Source organism: Flavobacterium sp. 120 (assembly GCF_003633605.1).
Taxonomy (GTDB): Bacteria; Bacteroidota; Bacteroidia; order Flavobacteriales; family Flavobacteriaceae; genus Flavobacterium; species Flavobacterium algoritolerans.
Window position 1 is genome coordinate 2,465,493 of record NZ_RBKZ01000001.1, and the last position, 20,081, is coordinate 2,485,573.

A 20,081-nucleotide genomic window follows, 5' to 3' on the forward strand; every position below is an offset into this window, starting at 1 on the left:
TTTTTTTGCATGGGGCTTTATAGTTTTTGTCTTTTCACTACCAATGCACAAAATACACTACAAGAATATAAAAACATCTACCCTAATTATAATGAACTCGTTGTAAATGATGTTCAAAATTACAACATAACTATTGAAGATAAAAAGCTAAAAATCATTCAGGATAATCATTATGAATCTATCATTTTAACAGAGAATGGGATACAAAATAATAAAGAATCTTTTTCCTATTCAGAATTAATAAAATTAAAAAGTTATGATGCCTATTCTATTATCAATGAAAACGGAAAAGAAAGAAAAATTAAAGTTACTCAAACTACTGAAAAACAAGCTCAAGAAAGTTCCGTTTTTTATAATGATGTAAAGGAACGGGTACTTACCTTCCCAAATCTAGAAGCAGGATCTAAAAAAGTTTACGATTATCAAACAGAATTTATGGATCCCTATCTTTTACACAAATTTATTTTTGGCAACAATATCCCCATCCAAAATTCCAGTTTAGAAATTAAAACGGATAAAGAAATTACTATTGGCTACAAAATTTTCAATGATCCTAACAACAATATTATTTTTTCAAAAACAGAAAAAAAAGGAAAATGGATTTATAAATGGACTTTGAAAAATATAACACCGTTAAAATTTGAAAATAATTCTCCTGGGTTCTTATACATTGTACCCCATATCAATATCTACATCAAAGACTATATAATAGACAACAAAGTAATTGAAGTATTAGGCAATGAAAACAAATTATTTGAGTATTACAAAGGTTTTGTGAAAAATTTGAACCAAAAAGAAAATGTTGATTTAAAAGCTTTGTCATTAGACCTCACAAAAAACCATATAAATGATGCTGACAAAATTAAAAGCATTTTTTATTGGGTAAAAAACAACATTAAATACATTGCTTTTGAGAACGGTTACGAAGGTTTTATCCCTCGAGAAGCTAATTTTGTTTTCGAAAGAAAATTTGGAGACTGTAAGGACATGGCGAGTATCATATCCAGTATGGCAAAATATGCTAACATTAAAAATGTGAATCTTGCATGGATTGGCACAAGAACAATTCCATATTCCTATGCAGAAATACCAACACCATCAGTAGACAATCATATGATAGCTATTTTTAAGGATGGCGAAGATTATTTGTTTTTAGACGCAACAGACAAAGAAACCCGATATGGTATTCCTACGGCTTTTATCCAAGGAAAAGAAGCTATGCTTAATGAAAACGGAAGTTATAAAATTATATCTGTACCTGTTGTTGCTGCCGAAAAAAATGAAATCAAAGAAGTGGTCAAATTGGCTATTGAAAAAAATAAACTAATAGGTTCCGGAAAATTAGAACTTCAAGGATATAACCGAAGCCATACGTTGTCCAGAATAGGTGATGCATCAAATAAAACCCGCTTTGAAATGATTAAAGAGATGGTTTTAAAAGGTAATAATAAATTCAACCTAAAAGAATATTCCGAAGAAAACCAAGAAGAAAGAGATAAACCCTATGTAATCAACTTCAATTTTGATTTAGATAATTATATTGTAAAAGTTGATAAAGAAATATACATTAATCTTTTTTTAGATAAGATTTATGACAAAATGATTATTGAGAAAGGTCGTATTTCAAAATATGAATTTGAATTTCTAACGTATTTCAATACGAGATATGAATTAGAAATCCCTCAAAATTGCAGTATAAAATACCTTCCAAAAAACTTCACTTTAGATAATGAACTTTTAAAGGCAGACTTTATCTATGAAATAAAAAACAACACATTATTGTTAAACATTCAACTGAAACAAAAGAAAATCCTACTTGAAAACACTGATTTCCAGCTTTGGAATGAAACCATCAAAAAACTAAAAAACAACTATACCGAAACTTTAATTTTATTAGAAAAATAATGAAACAAAACATCCTAAAAAGAATTTTTATTTTTGCAACAATACTAAATTGTAGCATGTTTTATGCCCAAGAACATGAATACACTTTCAAAAACTATGATTGGAATGAAAAAGCAGGTATTGAAATCCCAGAACAGTACAAAAATGAAAAAGAGGTAATTCTGGATCGTATTATGAAGATTGAAATAGCGGTAGCGGGCAAAAATGTCAAACAATATCGCTTATTACATGAAAAAATATTCATTAATTCTGATGATGCGATAGAACGAAATAATAAAATTTACATTCCGTTTGGCAAAAATGAAAATGTCATTGCCAATAAAGCGAGAGTTATCCTGAAAAATGGCAAAATTATTACTTTAGACAAGAACGACATAAAAGAAGAAAATGATGAAGAGAAAGGAGTTAAATACAACTACTTTGCCATTAACGGGCTAGAAAAAGGAGCAGTTATAGAAAAGTTTTATTTATTAGAGGAGACACCTGACCTAAATGGGAAAACTTACAAAATGCAAGACCAATATCCAATAGCAAACTTGAATTTTGAATTAATTTATCCAGAACATTTAATTTTCAAAACAAAAAATTATAATGGATTAGCTGAACCAATAATAGACAGCAAAAAATTTGAAAAAAAATCGGTACTTAGTATTTCTGAAAAAAATATAATTGCCTTAAATGACGATGAACAATATTCTAATTGGGATGTTAAGTTAAAATTATTCCGTTACAAACTAGATGGGAACACTTATAGCGGAGCAAATAATTTATATAATTTTAAAGAATTTGCAACCAATTTACACGAAAGACTGAATCCTACATTGGATAAAAAAGAAATAAAAGCGATTGATGATTTTTGCAAAAGTATTGCCAAATCAAACGATCTACAAGAACAGATTTGGAATATTGAAAACAAAATCAAAAAAACAATTGCTTATGGTAAATATATAGACCAAAAAACAACCCTATCTGATGTAATTGCATCTAAACAAGCAAGCGAAATTGATATTCTAAAACTTTACTTAGCAGTTTTTAAAAATTTTAAGATAGAAAATAACGTTGTTTTTACTTCTAACAGATATAAAATTCCATTTGATAAAGATTTTGAGAGTTATGAAAACCTGAGTGACCTTTTAATTTATTTCCCAACAATCAAAAAGTATTTAACTCCAACAGAAATTGAATATCGTATTCCTCTTATTCCTGTAAGACTAGCCAATAACAATGGTTTATTTCTAAAAGAAAAAATATTTTCGGGAGTACCTATGGGAATTAGTGAAATCGGTTTTATCGAAATTCCAGGTACAGAAATCACCCATGATTTTATGGACATAACCATTGATTTCACTAAAGACATAGAGAATCCTAGTGTAAACAGTCGTATTGCTTTTGGCGGATATGCTGGTTTAAATTTTCAACCTATTAAAGATTTTGCTTCAGCAGAACAATACAAAACGATGTTGAAAAGCGTAGCTGAAAACTACACTGTAGAAACCGAATATCAAACCTTGACGACTGAAAATGACGGAACCGATTTTGTAGGAAAAAAACCTTTTATAATGAATGTAACTTTCGAAGGAAAAGACCTTATCCAAAAAGCAGGTGAAAATTATTTATTCTCTGTGGGACAAACCATTGGAAGACAAATGGAATTTTACCAGGAAAACAAAAGGGTATTACCTGTAGAAATTGATTATCCTCATTATTATACTAGAACAATTAAGATTATACTCCCTAAAGGAGCGTCAGTCAAAAATCTAGATAAATTCGCTATGGATTTCAAAACTGATATAAATGGAAAAACAGAAGCTGCTTTCAACAGTAAATTCATTAAAGAAAATGAAGAAATAACAGTTGAAAACACAGAATTTTATAATATAATAAATTATCCTTTATCTACTTTTGAATCTTATAAAGCAGTAATTAATGCCGCTGCAGATTTCAATAAAATTGTTCTAATTGTGACTAAATAAAAAATAGAAGCCCAACAATTCGTTGGGCTTCTATTTTTATTAAACTATAGACTTAAGAAAAATATAAATCACAATTCATCACATATTGAAAATATTATACACAATAATCCGATCTTCATAATTGATATACAATTGCTTCCTATTATCCTGTTTTTTTCTGGTGATGATAGAAACGGTACAATCTAATCCTTCATTATCCTTACAGGTAAAAGAGTAAACAATATCAGTATCATTCTCTTCAATAGGTTGATAATCTATGATTTCAAATAATTGAATGATTTGAGAATAGACTACTATTCTATTTTTATCGGTATCCAATGTGACTAAAATATTGACTAAATCTAGATCAGACCACTTCCCCCATTTTCCTTTTTCTGTTTTTTCTAAAACGCTAAAACCCGAAGTTTTAAACTTATAATTTTGACCAAAAGAATGCTGTAATCCCATTACTAAAAAAAGCAATACTATATATATTTTTGTCTTTGTCATTCCTAATAAATTAAAAATCAAAATTAACTATTTCTTTTCTGGCTGTTTCAAAATCGGCTATCATTTCCTGAATGATTGTTGCGGCTGGTTTTATATCGTGAATCAATCCTGCTATTTGTCCAATCTCTAATTCTCCTTCGATTAAATCGCCTTCAAACATACCACGTTTTGCTCTTGCTCTTCCCAGCAAATCTATTAATTCTTCTTTGGTTGGACATTTTTCATACAATTCCTGAACATCCTGATAAAATTTATTTTTAATCAATCGAACAGGAGCGAGTTCTTTCAAAGTCAGTTGTGTATCGCCCTCTTTAAGATTTATAATCGTTTCCTTAAAATTATCATGTGCCGATGATTCTAATGATGCTGCAAATCTACTTCCTACCTGAACTCCATCTGCTCCCAGTACCATAGTTGCTAGCATACCACGACCGGTTGCAATACCACCAGCGGCAATTAAAGGGATAGTAATTTTTTCTTTCACCATAGGAATCAGCGTAAGCGTAGTAGTTTCTTCTCTACCATTATGTCCGCCGGCTTCGAAACCTTCGGCAACAACTGCGTCAACACCTGCGTCTTGTGCTTTTAATGCAAAAACAGAACTACTGACTACATGAACAACAGTTATGCCATTTTCTTTCAAATAAGAAGTCCACGTTTTTGGATTCCCAGCCGAAGTAAAAACAATTTTCACACCCTCATCAACGATGATTTTCATGATTTCTTCGATATTGGGATACAACATCGGGACGTTTACTCCAAAAGGTTTTGAAGTGGTCTTTTTACATTTTTGAATGTGCTCCCGTAAAACTTCAGGGTACATCGAACCTGCTCCAATCAATCCTAAACCTCCGGCATTACTCACTGCACTTGCTAATTTATAACCACTATTCCAAATCATTCCTCCTTGAATAATTGGATATTTAATTTTAAAAAGTTCTGTGATTTTATTCATGTACTATTGCTGCTATAATTTTTTAATTATTTTTCCCGTTTTAGAAAAACCATCTGATTCCATTTTATAAAGATACACTCCTTCATTCAGAGATTTCAATGAAATAATAGATGCCTGTGGCGTTATTTCTTGTTCTAAAACTTTTTGTCCTAAAATGGAATAAATAAATACTGTACCCATATCAAATTTTGCAGGTAAAGAAACTGAAACGGTATCACTTGCTGGATTGGGATAAAGAATAAAATCATCTTTAGAAAAGGATTCTAAAGCCAACTGGTTATTCAAGGCCAATGCAAAATCAGGAATTCCAAATCCATATTGATTATTGGGAGTGGAAAATTTATCTGCTGATTTTAATACTAATTCTCTAATTTCCCGATTTGTTTTTTGGGGAAATGCCTGCCATAAACAAGCAATCATTCCTGCCATTATAGGACTTGAAAAAGATGTTCCATTAGCAGTCACTATATTTCCCGCAGCATCTGACACTATTGCCGCTTGACCTTGTGCCATGACTTCCGGTTTTATTCTTCCGTCAAATGAAGGTCCTACTGAACTGAACGAAGTTAATACTTCTGAAGAATTTACTGCACCAACAGCAATTACCGAAGCTGCATCTGCAGGAACAGCAATATGTGGGTCTGATGTACCACCTGAATTACCGGCCGATGTCACTATAATCATACCTCTGCTAAATGCAATTTCAGCCCCACGGGATATGAATGCAGTTGTACCATTTATTTCACTATATGTATGACTATACGCATCATTATCGTAATCAAAATACCCCAAAGAAGTATTGATAATATCCACTCCTAAACTATCGGCTGTTTCTGCTGCTTCGACCCAAAGCGATTCTTCAACAGGATTTTCTGAGGTATCATCTTCGGTGATGAATAAATAATAAGATGCATCTGGTGCTGTTCCCACTAACGAATTTTCTTTGTAACCACCCATTGAAGAAAGTACTGAAGTTCCGTGTGAAACTCCAGTATAAAAATCAGGATTTCTTAATACAAAATTATAACCACCTAAAATCTGGTTATTTGTTCTTAATCTTTGAAAAGGCTGAACGGTATTCACTCCCGGAAATCCAGCATCCAAAACCGCTATTATTTTTCCGGAACCTGTATAATTTTGTTGGTGCAACTGATGCCCGTTAAGCATCTGGATTTGATTCGATGAAGAACCATAAGCATAGTCAATTTTGGTTTTCTTAGTTTTATTTACCCTCTTTATTTTTGACAGCTTCGCTATTTTTGCAGTTTGATTCAGTGTTTTATTTGCAAAATCAACTTTACTGACAAAAGAAAGCATTGCCAATCCATTTATATTTGATTGTGATCCACGAACATGGACCGCGTTCATCCATTTGGACTTTGCCATGACAGTAATTCCCGTTGCTGATTTTACTTGATCAATAAAGGATTCCTCAACTGGAATATCTTTAAAGTCTAAAGCAATATTTTGATTGGTTCTTCTATCTAATGCTCTTTGGGTTAGCATTTCCAAAGGTGTATCTAAATAAAATTGGGAATTGGGTTTTGCATTAAAATATACCCAAGCATCTTGTTGGGAAAAAGCAGCTGAAGTAATCAGTAAAAAAAGAAATATGTAGGTTTTTTTCATAGTAACTTTATTTTTTTTAGTCCTAAAAACTTCAACTATCGCTAGGATTGAATCATTATTATTGATTTTCAGGATGTTTTAATCCCAGAAAAACATTTGTTTTTAGACCTTTTTATAAATAAAGTACTAAACTAAGAAATTACTCCCGAACCAACTAATTCTTCCCCTAAATACCAGGCCACAAATTGCCCTTCTGTTATTGCAGATTGTGGTTCGTCAAAAGCAACGTACATTCCGTTTTCAAATTGATGCAAGGTAGCACTCTGCAAAGGTTGTCTGTATCGGATTCTAGCCATTACTTCCATGGTTTCTCCATTGGCCAAAGCCAAATCTTCACGAATCCAATGTACTTCGGTTTTTTCTATAAATAAGGCGCTCTTGAATAATCCAGGATGTTGGCTGGTCAATCCAGTATAAATAGTATTGGTTTCCACATTAGTGGCAATAATAAACAACGGATCAGTTGTTCCTCCAACATTCAGTCCTTTTCGTTGTCCAATGGTAAAATAATGAGCACCTTGATGTTTCCCCACTATTTTCCCCATATCTGGAGTGTACGGAATTTTTCTAGCATCAGACATCAAACTATCTTCCAAAGCTAATTCGCCGTCTTTTTCAAAACTGTAAACAGGATCGTTTTTATCAATTTGAATTATTACTCCATCTTTTGGTTGCAATTTTTGCTGTAAAAACTCCGGCAAACGTACTTTTCCAATAAAGCATAATCCTTGTGAATCTTTCTTTTCGGCAGTAATCAAATCCATTTGAGCCGCTATTTCACGAACTTCCGGTTTTGTCAATTCGCCAATAGGAAATAATGATTTTGCCAATTGCTCTTGAGATAATTGACACAGAAAATACGATTGATCTTTATTAGTATCAGCACCGGCTTTCAGTTGATAAACCGTTTTTCCGTTTACTTCGATTTCACTTTTTTGGCAGTAATGTCCAGTAGCCACATAATCGGCACCAAGACTTAAAGCAATTTTCATGAAAACATCAAATTTTATTTCGCGGTTACAAAGTACATCAGGATTTGGAGTACGCCCTTTTTCATATTCGTTGAACATATAGTCCACGATTTTCTCTTTGTATTCTTCACTCAAATCAACTGTTTGGAAAGGAATTCCTAACTTTTCAGCAACTAATAAAGCATCATTACTGTCTTCAAGCCACGGACATTCATTAGAAATAGTAACCGAATCATCATGCCAATTTTTCATAAAAAGACCTATGACTTCATACCCTTGTTGTTGCAATAAATAAGCAGCAACACTTGAATCTACACCTCCAGAAAGTCCTACAACAACACGCTTCATCTTCAAAAAATTATAATTTTACAAGGATGCAAAGTTACAAAAGATTTACAACAGTATTTGTTAACTATAAAGTTAATTATTTTTGGATTTTGTTGCATTCTCCGGAAAACTCATATTCGTTTCTTTTACTAATTTCCCTTTTTCAAAAAACTGCCAAATTCCGGATTTTTTACCATTTACGAACTGCCCTTTAGAAACTACATTGCCATTTGTATCGCTAAAAATTGCTAAACCACTATAGATGTTATTCTTAAAAATTGACTCTTCCAATACAATTCCTTTTTCAGTATATTTTTTATAAAAACCGTTTTTCAAATTGTTTTTATAACTGATTTCTTCTGCTATCTTTCCACTGATATAAAAAACCGTACGCAACCCTTCCAACTTTCCATTTACGTAATTTTCTGTAGTCATAATATTTTTTGAAGCTTGATGGTAGTACTTCCATTGTCCTTCAAATAATTTATTGACCACTTTACCTTCGCTTACTTTATTCTTATTCTGGTCATAGAAAATGGTATACGCTGAATTATCTTTTGCATTAAATTCCCTTGTGGCTATTATGGATTTAGCTTTGGTATCATCGTAAAAATTAAAAACTCCAATTTCTTTTCCGTGATCAAAAGTCCCTTCATATCTGGGTCTTTTTGATTCCTCATAAAACCCTTTCCATACTCCGTGTTTTTTCCCTTTTTCATCTAGCTTATTGAAATCTGTTTGTGCATAAAAAGAGAACACATTCAAAAACATTAAAACTAACAGTCCTTTTTTACAAAATGTCTTCATAATTACTTTTTTATAATAACGAATTTGGATCGCTTAAATTATATATAAATAAAAAAATCCCGAAATATATCGAGATTTTTTTATTTATTACTTTTTCTTTTGTTGTGCTTTTTGAGCTTCGGCTTGTTCCATAACTTCTTGTAATTTTTTCTGGAATTTACCTTGTTTTTTGGGCTCTTTCAATTTGTTTTCTTGAATTTGAGCATGAATCTTATCACTATCGATAAAGTATCTTTTGATGACAATCATAATCCCAATAGTAATTAGATTCGAAATAAAGTTATACAAACTCAATCCCGCACCATAACTGTTGAAGAAAAATAACATCATGATTGGCGATACATAAATCATGATTTTCATCATTTTCGCCATATCCGGCATTCCTTCTTGTTGTGGAGCCGCCATTTGTTGGTCACCAGAAGTCATTTTCATATAGAAGAAAATAGCAATCGAGGCAAGCACTGGAAACAAACTGATGTGATTTCCGTAAAAAGGAATATAGAAAGGCAAACGTATTATTTCATCAAAAGAAGATAAATCATCTGCCCAAAGGAAGCTCTTTTGTCTTAACTCAAAAGCTGATGGAAAAAACTGAAACGAAGCATACATAAAAGGAAGCTGAATCAAGGCTGGAATACATCCTGCCATAGGATTTACTCCTGCTTTATTGTACAATTTCATAGTTTCCTGTTGTTTCTTCATTGGGTCTTTTTTGAATTTTTCTCCCAATTCAGTAATCTCAGGTCGCAATACTTTCATCTTGGCTTGTGACAAGAAAGATTTGAATGTAATAGGCGACATTGCTAATTTTATAATTATTGTAAAAATAATAATAGCAATTCCGTAAGCTATATAAGTACTTAAAAATCCGAATAATGGAATAAAAATAATTTTATTGATCCATCCGAAAATTCCCCAACCTAATGAGATGATTTTTTCTAAATTTTTATCATAATGACTTAAAGTCTTGTAATCTGTTGGACCAAAGTACCAACTCATTTTATGATCTAATTCTCCATTTTCAAAAGCTAATGGGATATTTGCTTTAAATTGTTTCGTAAAAGTGGTATCGATTTTATCATCTTTTACCAAATTATCAGACTTCACTTTAGCAGTTTCGAAAGGAGTTTTTGACAATAGTATCGTTGAGAAAAAGTGCTGTTTGAAAGCTACAAAAGTTGCTTTTTCAAGATCTGATTCTTCTGATTGACCTAAACCTGCGTAATCAACTTTTCCTTCTTTATGCTCAAAATAAATTTCAGTATAACGGTTTTCGTAAGATACACTTTTCTCATTTCTAAAGGTTTTCAAGTTCCATTCTAAATCCAACGGTTTAGCTGTATTTAAAACTTTGTTCAATCCTTGAGAACGAATATCAAAACCAATCATGTAATCGTTTGGTTTTAATATGTATTTGTATTCCAAGAATTCATTAGCTCCCGCTTTTAATTTCATGGACAACACTTGATCTGCTCCAACTTTTGTCAAAGTAGGCTCAAAATACAAGTCTTTAGAATTTAAAGTACGGTTATCGCTGGTTAGCAATTGTACATTTAAATTAGCATTATTGTCTTTTATCAATTCAACTAATTGCCCGGAACCTTTCTTGAATTTTTCAAACTTTTTCAAAGTGGCTTCAACAATATATCCACCTTTATTGGCAATTTTTAATTTAACCAATTCGTTTTCAATAGTTGTAAAACCAGCTGTAGCTGAAGGAAGCGTAGCAGAATAAGCAAAATTCCCTAATGTTTTTTGCAATTGGGCCAATTGTGTAGAATCTCCGGTTGCTGCAACGGCAATAGTAGCTTTTGCAACAGTTTTCGCCTCTAATTCTTTGGCTTTAGCCTGCTTAATTGCAAGCTCTTTTTGGGCTTTCTCAGCTGCAACCACTTTAGGATCTGGCTGATTTTGGTACATAATCCAAACCAAAATACCAAAAATTAATGCAAAACCTATAATCGAATTGATATCAAATTTTTTTTGTTCCATTATAATTAAAAAAAGTTTAAAAGTTTAAAGTGTACCGTTTATTGGAACCAAATCATTTCCAGTTATTTTTTCTTTGCCTGAACCGCTGCTGCTACAAAATTCACAAAAATAGGATGCGGATTCGCTACCGTACTTTTGTATTCCGGATGGTATTGTACCCCAATGAAAAATGGATGATTTTCTATTTCTATAATCTCAACCAATCCTGTATCTGGATTCACACCCGAAGCTATTAATCCTGCATTTTGCAATTGCGCTACATAATTACTGTTGTACTCATAACGGTGACGGTGACGTTCCGAAATAGTCTCTTTTCCGTAAATTTTATATGCCAATGAATCTTGTTTGATATCACATTTCCATGCACCAAGACGCATTGTTCCTCCCTTATCAGTAATCGTTTTTTGCTCTTCCATAAGGTTTACAACCGGATGGGAAGTATGCTCGTTCATTTCAGTAGAATTTGCATCAGCATATCCTACAATATTTCTTGAATATTCGATAATTGCCATCTGCATCCCCAAACAAATTCCGAAAAACGGTACTTTATTTTCACGGGCATAACGAACTGCTTCGATTTTTCCTTCAATTCCTCTTTCTCCAAAACCAGGAGCAACAAGAATTCCGTCTAACCCGGCTAATTTCTCGTTTATGTTTGTTGCGTCAATGTGTTCTGAATGAATAGAAATCACATTTACTTTGGTTTCATTTGCTGCACCTGAGTGAATGAATGCTTCCAAAATAGATTTGTAACAATCTTGCATTTCAACATATTTACCAATCAAACCAATGTTTACAACATGCTTTGGATGCTTCAATCTGCGTAAAAAAGTATTCCAGTTTTTCAAATCCGGAGCCGCTTTTTTAGGTAAATCTAGTTTCTTTAATGCAACTACATCAAGTCCTTCTTCCAGCATTAAATTTGGTACTTCATAAATAGTTGAAGCATCAATAGACTGAATAACAGCTTCTCTTTTTACATTACAGAATAAGGCCAATTTATTTCTTAGTTCTTCAGAAATTTCATGCTCTGTTCTACAAACTAAAATGTCCGCTTTAATACCGCTTTCCATCAAAGTTTTAACGGAATGTTGTGTTGGTTTTGTTTTCAATTCTCCTGCGGCAGCCAAATAAGGCACCAAAGTAAGATGAATCACAATTCCGTTGTGTTCTCCTAATTCCCAAACCAATTGACGAACGGATTCTATGTAAGGCAAAGACTCAATATCTCCTACTGTTCCACCAATCTCCGTAATTACAATATCATAATCACCTGATTTACCAAGCAATTGCATTCTATCTTTAATTTCATTGGTAATATGAGGTACTACTTGTACCGTTTTACCAAGAAATTCTCCTCTTCTTTCTTTTTCAATCACCGAAAGATAAATTCTTCCAGTAGTAACATTATTCGCCTGAGAAGTAGGAACATTCAAGAAACGCTCGTAATGTCCTAAATCTAAATCTGTTTCTGCGCCATCATCAGTAACATAACATTCCCCATGTTCATAAGGATTTAATGTTCCTGGATCTACATTAATATAAGGGTCAAACTTTTGGATAGTTGTACGATACCCTCTGGCTTGTAACAATTTTGCCAAAGATGCTGCTATGATTCCTTTCCCCAGAGAAGAAGTCACACCGCCAGTGACAAAAATATATTTCGTTTGATTCATTCTGTTGTTGTTTGTGTTGTAGTTGTGTAAAAAACTTGGCAAAAATACAATTATAAATTGAGAAAAAGCTAATTTGAAAATGAGATAATTTGGAAATTTAAGAATTGGTAAACGTTCTAATTTAAAATTCAGAACATTATTGAATTCATAAATTAAAGTGGTTTCGGGTATCTTTTTTTAATATTTCGTATCAATTCCTCTAATCCGTTCAATTTTAGCTCATAAATCAGTTGAAGCTGCTGCCCTAACTCGCCTTTCGGAAATCCTTTATTGCTGTACCAAACCACATAATATTCAGGCAAGTCAATAAGATACTTTCCTTCGTATTTACCAAAAGGCATTTTAGTATGAGCAAGTTTGATGAGTTGTTTTTGATTTTGATCCATTTTTTTAATAAAAAAGAAGCAAGAGATAAGAAATAAGAAGTATAATACTTCTTGTTTCTTATCTCTTGCTCCTCAAATCTCTTTATTTCCAGTTAAAAATAATACGCTTTTCGATTTCACTATTTAAACTCAAAAAAACAGGACAAGTCATGGCGACTCTTTCCAGAATGGTTTTATTCTTTTGATCCGCTTCTCCATACATTTCAAATGTAATTTCGATTGCACCAATGCGTCTTGGTTCGGCATTCATGATTTTAGTAACTTCAGCAGTGGAGCCTTTCAAATCAACTTCTAAATCACGTGCTTTTATTCCCATAACTGTCATCATACAACTTGCCAAAGCATTGGCTACGGTATCCGTTGGAGAAAAAGCCTCGCCTTTCCCATTATTGTCTACTGGAGCATCTGAAATAATTTCATTTCCTGATTGCAAATGAATGGAAGAGGTTCTTAAATCCCCTAAATATGTCACTTTTGATGTCATTAGTTTGCTTGTTTTATAGTTAAATCAGTGTCATAATATAAGATATACACTCCTTTATTAATATAGCCACCATCTTCTTTTTTGTAAAATTCGAACTTATTATCAACTTGCTCCGTAGCTGTAGTTTCTATCGTTTCTTGATATTTCTTGTCTTGTGACAATCGCATCATGGTATCAAAAGTAATATCAAAACCTCGAGTTGCAAATGCACTAGGATAAATTTTGTTTTTCTTTTTAAATTCTTTTTCGAAAACTAAAGCTTCAGGAGATTCGTTTTCACGAGTAACAGAAGGATACATTAATTTCAATTTTGTTAAATTCACAAAACTAATCTCATCAGTATCTAATGTTTCATTTGGTTCCAAAATAACCAATTGCACTTTATAAGCAGCCATAGCACCTAACATAGTCGCCATTGTTGATTTAATCATTCCGGTGTTTCCAGTTTCCATCACCACATAGTTTATTCTGTCTTTTACAAATAAACTTTTCAAATTTTCAGCAGATACACCACCATTTGCAGTAAGCGTTGAAAATTTTACATCTTTATGATTCTCTTTAATATACTGTATAACCGATTCTTTTTTCTTATCCACTACCGCTATAATATTCCCATTTTTTGCTCTCATGAAATCGAACATCGCATTTTTAACTGCTGTGGCAGTAGGAATGGTTTGAAGCATATTGCTAAACGAATTACCTGTATCTTTTGATAAAGGAGAAATCACCGGCACTTGATTTGCATTTAATAGTTCAGCTGTTTTCTCCACATTATTTTGATAGAAAGGTCCAATGATAGCATCTGAATTTTCCAGATTATTTTCTTTGATTATTCCAGCAACATTAGAGGTATTTTTAGTTTCTTGAGAATCAAAAACACTCACATCTATAGCAAGTCCTAGTTGTTTAGCCGAATCAATCGCCACCAAAGCTCCTGCATAAAAATCTAAAGTCATGTTCAAGAATTTGTCTTTTTTCAAGCGCATTGCAGTCGAATTGACCGTATCGCCTTCAATTTTTGAAATATTGAAAGGTAAAAGCAACACTAATTTCTTTCTACCGTTACTTTTCTTTGAGATTACAGCGTATTCTTTTTTAGTTTCTTGTGGGATACTAATCGTTGCCGGAAATTTCAAAATCATACCTTCCACAACACCTTGAGATAAAGCAGGATTAAGAGCAATTAATCCTTCCTGACTCATTCCTGCCATTTTTGATAAACTATACAAGGTTTCTTTTGGTTTTACCGTATAATTCAAATAATTGACTGCAGTAGAAACTTTTTCAGGACTGGCTTTTACAATTTCTTTTTTAACTTCAACCGTCGGTGCAGTTTTATCTACTTTTGGAGCATTTCCTTTGATAATTAATTTATACCCAACAGGCAAATTCGAAACTATTTCAGGATTTTTTTTCTCCAATTCTTCAATGGTAATGCCATATTTTTTAGCAATAGAATATTTGGTTTCTTTCGGAAGAACATCATGATATACAACTTTTGCTTGCACTGGAGTAGTATTTTTTTGTCCAATGCCAGAAGGAATAGTAAGGGTTTGCCCAATTTGTAATCCATCTTTTTCCAAAAAGGGATTTGCTTGTTTTAACGCTTCGTCAGAAACACCATATTTTTTTTCGATTCCATACAAAGTTTCTTTTGGTGCTACTTCATGAGTTACCGTTTTCGCAACTGACTTAGTTTGAACCGCTACTTTTTGTTTTCCGTTGTTTTTTGGAATCAGTAAAACACTATTGGGTTTCAATCCACTTTGTGCATCTGGATTTAATTGGTAAATATCATACGGAGTAACGTTGTACTTTATTGCAATCTGACTGATTGTCTCTCCTTTCTCTACTTTATGTGTAGTAGTTTTTTCTTGTGAAAAAACACTGTAATTAAAAAACAAAGCCGTTATACAAATCGCAAAAAAATATTTCATCATTTTTATTTATAAAATTATTCAATTATTAATAACGGAACGGTATCAAATTTTATTCCAAAAATCTGATACCGTTTTATAGAGAACATTAAAAACAATGATGTTCAATAGATTAGATTACAATCTAAATTATTATTCCCACTCAATAGTTGCTGGCGGTTTTGAACTAATGTCATACACCACTCTATTGACTCCTTTTACTTTATTGATGATATCATTAGATACTTTCATCAAGAAATCATACGGTAAATGTACCCAGTCAGCAGTCATACCATCCGTAGATTCTACTGCACGAAGCGCAATCACTTTTTCATACGTACGCTCATCGCCCATTACACCTACACTATTAACCGGAAGCAAAATTGCTCCTGCTTGCCAAACTTTGTCGTATAATCCCCAAGATTTCAATCCTTCGATAAAAACAGAATCTACTTCTTGTAAAATTCTAACTTTCTCCGGCGTGATATCTCCTAAAATTCTAATGGACAATCCTGGCCCTGGGAAAGGGTGTCTTCCTAATAATTCTGGGTCAATTCCTAATGAAGCTCCTACTCTACGCACTTCATCTTTAAAAAGCATACGCAAAGGCTCCACAATTTTTAATTTCATGTAATCAGGTAAACCTCCTACATTATGGTGTGATTTAATAGTCGCCGAAGGTCCTTTTACCGAAACTGATTCAATAACGTCAGGATAAATTGTTCCTTGTGCTAACCATTTTACATCTTCTATAAGGTGTGATTCATCATCGAAAACCTCGATAAATACACGTCCAATAATTTTACGTTTGGTTTCCGGGTCACTTACACCTGCTAATTCAGATAAGAAACGATCTCCGGCATCTACTCCTTTTACGTTTAAACCCATTCCTTTGTATTGGTCTAATACGTTTTGGAATTCGTTTTTACGAAGCAAACCATTATTTACAAAAATGCAGTATAAATTTTTCCCAATAGCTTGGTTTAATAAAACCGCCGCTACAGTAGAATCTACTCCTCCAGAAAGACCAAGAACTACTTTATCGTCTTGTAATTTTTCTTTTAATTCCGCTACCATTTCTTCAACAAAAGCATTTGGCGTAAAATTTTGAGGAACTTCTGCAATTTTTACTAAAAAGTTCTCCAGCATTTTTGATCCATCTGTTGAGTGGAAAACTTCAGGGTGGTATTGAATTGCATAAGTGGTTTCTCCTTCAATTCTGTACGCTGCAAATTCCACATCATGTGTGCTTGCAATTTTCACACCATCAGTTGGCAAAGCCTTAATACTATCACTATGGCTCATCCAAACTTGGCTGTTCTCAGAAACACCTTCAAAGAAAACTTCATTCTCTTTTATGAAAGACAAATTAGCTCTACCATATTCCCTAGTATTCGAAGCTGCTACTTCACCTCCACTAAAATGAGATAAATATTGTGCTCCGTAACAAACGGCTAACAAAGGTAGTTTTCCTCTAATTTGAGATAAATCAGGATGTGGCGCATCTTCTCCTCTAACAGAAAAAGGGCTTCCTCCAAGAATTACTGCTTTATAAGATGATAAATCACTCGGAAAATGATTGTAAGGGAAAATTTCGCAGAATATATTTAATTCGCGAACTCTACGCGCAATAAGCTGTGTATATTGCGATCCGAAATCTAAAATAAGTACGTTGTGTTGCATGCGCAAAAATACTTTTTATATTTTGAATTGAAAAATTGATTTTTGAAAAAAATTCTTTTTATTTGTCACATTTCAATTATTGCTTTAAAATCAAATTAAATAATCCTATAAAAAACCTAAACAATATAGTTTTCGTAAGTGAAATTATACATTCTAAAAAATTAATTTAAAATAAAACAACATTTCGATGAGAACAAAAATTTATGCATCAATAGTAACAGTAGCTCTTTTAATTACTTCATGTAATGTAGTTGATGATTTATTGACTTTTACAATAGACAATCAAACATCTTTTAAAATTGAAAGTGGATTCCCTCTTAACCTCGCCACTGAAGTAATCACTCCAGATGTTACTACAAACTCAAGCTCCACTTTTGAAAACAATAATACCAATGCTGATTTAGTGAAAGATGTAAAATTGAGTGAATTAAAATTGACTATAACTGATCCCACTGACAAAACATTCAGTTTCTTAAAATCAATTCATTTATACATCTCTACAGATGCTAATGACGAAATAGAATTGGCTTATTTGGATGAAATCAATTCAACTTCAAAAACAATAAATCTAATTTGCACTAAACAAAAACTAGATAAATACATCAAAGCCTCATCCTATAAAATAAGAACTAAAGCAGTTATTAAGGAATCGCTAACGAAAGACATTACTGTAAAATCTGATATGAAGTTCAAAGTTACCGCTGATCCGTTTTAAGAAATCAGCGGTACTAAAATGCTCTTTATTCTTTAATAATTAGAAACTTCCCTTTTACTCCTGCATCCCAATTTGCCCAATAATCAGATTTAATAAATTTTCCTTCAGCATCATAAATCTGGAATTCAGCTGTATTTCCTCCTAATAAACCTTTATTAAGAGCTTCAATTACAAATGTATTTATTCCTTCTATAAAAAATATTTTAAATTCCTGAAAATTTTCTTTCATTACCAATCTATCTTCTATAACAGCTCCATTAAGTGATGCTCTGGCTAAATCTCCATCAATCTGTCCAAAATCACGAAATTTGATTACAAAGTATTTTGATTTAGTTCTAATTTCTCCAAAATTGACATCAATTTTAACTAAAAGTCTAGAATCTTCTTTCAAACCCTCTTTAACTAATGTTTTATCTAAATCCTTTTCCATTTTATCCATATAAACATCTCCTGGATTAGCAAAATCATTTTTTGGAGTCATGTTTATAGTGTTTGCTTCTCCAATTTTCAATACTGAACTAGGTGTTTTAATTTCAGGACTTTTAAAAACATTTGGAGTATAAATTGGCGGTATCTCAGTCTCAGGAGGAACTACTTTTTTAATTTTAGGTGCATTATTTTTAAGTGGGATTGCTTTAAATTTTTTACTAAATTCAATCTGACTATAGCTTTTTGAAGAAATACCAATACTAATTATTATAAAAAAAAGAATCTGTTTCATATCAAGGGAATATTGATAAATCAATATTTATTAAAAATTTAAAACTAAAAACAATGTTCAAACAACAAAAATAATATAAATTAATTTTATTTATTTATCGAATTTAAAAAAGAACATTCCTAATCTTTCATCAATATCAAGGTTCCTTTGAAATCTGTCCCAAGATTCCATTGACTAGCAGAAATAATACTTCCTTTATCATCATACACTTGGAATTCTGCTGTATTAGGAGGTGCAAATCCTTCGTTTAATGCCTCAAAATCAATCTTATTAATTCCTTTTTCTAATTTTATCTCAAAACCTTTAAAATCTCCATCCAAAACGACCTCGTAATCTATTACCTTATCGTTTAAATACACTCTAATCTTATCCCCATCAACATAAGCGGCATCGCGATATCTTACTTTTGCTGTAAGAGAACCCGTTTTAAAACTCCCTAAATTTTGGTTTCTCTTATAATTAATAACATCTAATTTTTCTGGTTTTTTAGTAATTTTATCAGGGTTTATAAAATTAATTTTTGGTACATCAAGAGAGACATCCTGTTTCTTTATAACTTTTTGACTGATAATTTTTGGTAAATCTGCTTTTGGCGGAGTTTCTTTTTTAATTTTAGGGGCATTATTTTTGAGTGGAATAGGCGTAAATTTTGAACTAAATTCATTCTGAGCATATCCACTTAAAGACATACTTATTGCAATCATTAAAAATAAAATCCTTTTCATAACTTTTTTAAATTAATTTATCAGTGCTTGTAAAATTTTAAAAATAAAAAACTAATCATATAAAATGACTAATTATGGCATAATTTAACTTTCATTTATAACATTCAATTTTTAAATTTATTGCCTTTTAGAACCTAAAATATTCTAACAATTCTCAGCAAAAATTGAAGTTTTTAATTAAAAATTACTGTTTTTCATTTCAGTATTTTTTATAAATTGCAAATATTATGCCACACCAAAAATTGCATTTAAACAATGTAAATAATACCTAAACACAATTAAAATGAAAAGAGAAAACATATTGACAGGTTCACCTTGGGAAGATAAAATGGGATATTGCCGTGCAGTACGCATTGGAAACATCATTGAAGTATCAGGAACGGTAGCCATTGTTGATGGTGAAAAAGTAAAAGCTGACGATGCTCATGCCCAAACACTAAACATTTTAGAGCGCGTAGAAAAAGTTTTGGAAGACCTGAATGTAAGCATGAAAGATGTCATTCGTACCCGCATATTTACTACTGACGTTTCTACATTTGAAGCTGTTGCAACTGCTCATGCCAAGTTTTTTAAAGACATAAAACCAACCACTGGTTTCTACGGAATTAATCAACTCGTAGCACCTGAATATTTAGTTGAAATCGAATTTACAGCTATAGCTTCTGAAAAACCATTAATTCAAGAAGGATTATAATACTTTTGTAAAAAATACTTCTCCAATTAATGT

The 20,081-nt window shown here is 32.1% G+C and carries 17 protein-coding genes; 4 read left to right on the forward strand and 13 right to left on the reverse strand.

The window, feature by feature from the left end; all coding sequences use genetic code 11:
• Nucleotides 1–9 precede the first annotated feature (9 nt).
• Entirely contained in the window at nt 10–1,905 is a 1,896-nt protein-coding gene (locus tag C8C87_RS10515; protein ID WP_158589742.1) for a DUF3857 and transglutaminase domain-containing protein, read from the forward strand.
• Nucleotides 1,905–3,878, forward strand: a complete 1,974-nt coding sequence (locus C8C87_RS10520; RefSeq protein WP_121342573.1) for a DUF3857 domain-containing protein — start codon at nt 1,905–1,907, stop codon at nt 3,876–3,878. Before C8C87_RS10515 ends, C8C87_RS10520 begins: the two co-directional genes overlap by 1 nt.
• A 78-nt stretch (nt 3,879–3,956) precedes the next feature.
• Here the strand turns inward: C8C87_RS10520 and C8C87_RS10525 are convergent, their stop codons facing one another.
• The 11 genes from C8C87_RS10525 to guaA all read right to left on the reverse strand — a co-directional run bounded on the left by C8C87_RS10525 (nt 3,957) and on the right by guaA (nt 17,193).
• Nucleotides 3,957–4,367, reverse strand: a complete 411-nt coding sequence (locus C8C87_RS10525; RefSeq protein ID WP_099716289.1) for a hypothetical protein — start codon at nt 4,365–4,367, stop codon at nt 3,957–3,959.
• Nucleotides 4,368–4,377: 10 nt separating this feature from the next.
• Complete coding sequence (locus C8C87_RS10530) at nt 4,378–5,322, reverse strand: nitronate monooxygenase family protein (protein WP_121342574.1); 945 nt, start codon at nt 5,320–5,322, stop codon at nt 4,378–4,380.
• Between the two features lie 12 nt (nt 5,323–5,334).
• Nucleotides 5,335–6,951, reverse strand: coding sequence for a S8 family serine peptidase (locus C8C87_RS10535; protein WP_121342575.1), 1,617 nt, complete (start codon nt 6,949–6,951; stop codon nt 5,335–5,337).
• A gap of 131 nt (nt 6,952–7,082) precedes the next feature.
• Nucleotides 7,083–8,270, reverse strand: coding sequence for a tRNA 2-thiouridine(34) synthase MnmA (gene mnmA / locus C8C87_RS10540; RefSeq protein ID WP_121342576.1), 1,188 nt, complete (start codon nt 8,268–8,270; stop codon nt 7,083–7,085).
• 72 nt (nt 8,271–8,342) lie between these two features.
• Entirely contained in the window at nt 8,343–9,056 is a 714-nt protein-coding gene (locus C8C87_RS10545) for a toxin-antitoxin system YwqK family antitoxin (RefSeq protein WP_121342577.1), read from the reverse strand.
• 87 nt (nt 9,057–9,143) lie between these two features.
• Nucleotides 9,144–11,048: a membrane protein insertase YidC gene (yidC, locus tag C8C87_RS10550; protein ID WP_121342578.1), complete on the reverse strand. Its 1,905-nt coding sequence runs from the start codon at nt 11,046–11,048 to the stop codon at nt 9,144–9,146.
• Nucleotides 11,049–11,110: 62 nt separating this feature from the next.
• Nucleotides 11,111–12,724 carry a CTP synthase gene (locus C8C87_RS10555; RefSeq protein ID WP_121342579.1) on the reverse strand — a complete coding sequence of 538 codons (1,614 nt, stop codon included), beginning with the start codon at nt 12,722–12,724 and terminating at the stop codon, nt 11,111–11,113.
• A 152-nt stretch (nt 12,725–12,876) separates the two neighbouring features.
• Complete coding sequence (locus C8C87_RS10560) at nt 12,877–13,110, reverse strand: DUF3820 family protein (protein WP_099714715.1); 234 nt, start codon at nt 13,108–13,110, stop codon at nt 12,877–12,879.
• Nucleotides 13,111–13,192: 82 nt separating this feature from the next.
• Nucleotides 13,193–13,594, reverse strand: a complete 402-nt coding sequence (locus tag C8C87_RS10565; RefSeq protein ID WP_099714714.1) for an OsmC family protein — start codon at nt 13,592–13,594, stop codon at nt 13,193–13,195.
• On the reverse strand, nt 13,594–15,534 hold the full coding sequence (locus C8C87_RS10570) for a LysM peptidoglycan-binding domain-containing protein (RefSeq protein WP_369869810.1): 1,941 nt from the start codon (nt 15,532–15,534) through the stop codon (nt 13,594–13,596). Before C8C87_RS10570 ends, C8C87_RS10565 begins: the two co-directional genes overlap by 1 nt.
• A gap of 129 nt (nt 15,535–15,663) precedes the next feature.
• Nucleotides 15,664–17,193, reverse strand: a complete 1,530-nt coding sequence (gene guaA, locus C8C87_RS10575; protein ID WP_099714713.1) for a glutamine-hydrolyzing GMP synthase — start codon at nt 17,191–17,193, stop codon at nt 15,664–15,666.
• 187 nt (nt 17,194–17,380) lie between these two features.
• On the opposite strand from guaA, the gene C8C87_RS10580 reads away from it, so the two are divergent.
• Nucleotides 17,381–17,908, forward strand: coding sequence for a hypothetical protein (locus tag C8C87_RS10580; RefSeq protein ID WP_121342581.1), 528 nt, complete (start codon nt 17,381–17,383; stop codon nt 17,906–17,908).
• A 25-nt stretch (nt 17,909–17,933) separates the two neighbouring features.
• Here C8C87_RS10580 and C8C87_RS10585 read toward each other — a convergent pair whose 3' ends face one another.
• Nucleotides 17,934–18,629, reverse strand: a complete 696-nt coding sequence (locus tag C8C87_RS10585) for a hypothetical protein (RefSeq protein ID WP_121342582.1) — start codon at nt 18,627–18,629, stop codon at nt 17,934–17,936.
• Between the two features lie 119 nt (nt 18,630–18,748).
• A complete protein-coding gene (locus C8C87_RS10590; RefSeq protein WP_121342583.1) occupies nt 18,749–19,354 on the reverse strand; it encodes a hypothetical protein in 606 nt (201 codons plus the stop codon).
• Between the two features lie 283 nt (nt 19,355–19,637).
• Here C8C87_RS10590 and C8C87_RS10595 point away from each other — a divergent pair, with 283 nt between their 5' ends.
• Nucleotides 19,638–20,048, forward strand: coding sequence for a RidA family protein (locus tag C8C87_RS10595; protein WP_099714710.1), 411 nt, complete (start codon nt 19,638–19,640; stop codon nt 20,046–20,048).
• Nucleotides 20,049–20,081 lie beyond the last annotated feature (33 nt).

Excerpts from the sequence above, each read along its gene's own strand:
- C8C87_RS10515 (WP_158589742.1), top strand. The coding sequence starts at position 10 with ATGGGGCTTTATAGTTTTTGTCTTTTCACTACCAATGCACAAAATACA.
- C8C87_RS10520 (WP_121342573.1), top strand. The coding sequence starts at position 1,905 with ATGAAACAAAACATCCTAAAAAGAATTTTTATTTTTGCAACAATACTA.
- C8C87_RS10525 (WP_099716289.1), bottom strand. The coding sequence starts at position 4,367 with ATGACAAAGACAAAAATATATATAGTATTGCTTTTTTTAGTAATGGGA.
- C8C87_RS10530 (WP_121342574.1), bottom strand. The coding sequence starts at position 5,322 with ATGAATAAAATCACAGAACTTTTTAAAATTAAATATCCAATTATTCAA.
- C8C87_RS10535 (WP_121342575.1), bottom strand. The coding sequence starts at position 6,951 with ATGAAAAAAACCTACATATTTCTTTTTTTACTGATTACTTCAGCTGCT.
- mnmA (WP_121342576.1), bottom strand. The coding sequence starts at position 8,270 with ATGAAGCGTGTTGTTGTAGGACTTTCTGGAGGTGTAGATTCAAGTGTT.
- C8C87_RS10545 (WP_121342577.1), bottom strand. The coding sequence starts at position 9,056 with ATGAAGACATTTTGTAAAAAAGGACTGTTAGTTTTAATGTTTTTGAAT.
- yidC (WP_121342578.1), bottom strand. The coding sequence starts at position 11,048 with ATGGAACAAAAAAAATTTGATATCAATTCGATTATAGGTTTTGCATTA.
- C8C87_RS10555 (WP_121342579.1), bottom strand. The coding sequence starts at position 12,724 with ATGAATCAAACGAAATATATTTTTGTCACTGGCGGTGTGACTTCTTCT.
- C8C87_RS10560 (WP_099714715.1), bottom strand. The coding sequence starts at position 13,110 with ATGGATCAAAATCAAAAACAACTCATCAAACTTGCTCATACTAAAATG.
- C8C87_RS10565 (WP_099714714.1), bottom strand. The coding sequence starts at position 13,594 with ATGACATCAAAAGTGACATATTTAGGGGATTTAAGAACCTCTTCCATT.
- C8C87_RS10570 (WP_369869810.1), bottom strand. The coding sequence starts at position 15,534 with ATGATGAAATATTTTTTTGCGATTTGTATAACGGCTTTGTTTTTTAAT.
- guaA (WP_099714713.1), bottom strand. The coding sequence starts at position 17,193 with ATGCAACACAACGTACTTATTTTAGATTTCGGATCGCAATATACACAG.
- C8C87_RS10580 (WP_121342581.1), top strand. The coding sequence starts at position 17,381 with ATGAGAACAAAAATTTATGCATCAATAGTAACAGTAGCTCTTTTAATT.
- C8C87_RS10585 (WP_121342582.1), bottom strand. The coding sequence starts at position 18,629 with ATGAAACAGATTCTTTTTTTTATAATAATTAGTATTGGTATTTCTTCA.
- C8C87_RS10590 (WP_121342583.1), bottom strand. The coding sequence starts at position 19,354 with ATGAAAAGGATTTTATTTTTAATGATTGCAATAAGTATGTCTTTAAGT.
- C8C87_RS10595 (WP_099714710.1), top strand. The coding sequence starts at position 19,638 with ATGAAAAGAGAAAACATATTGACAGGTTCACCTTGGGAAGATAAAATG.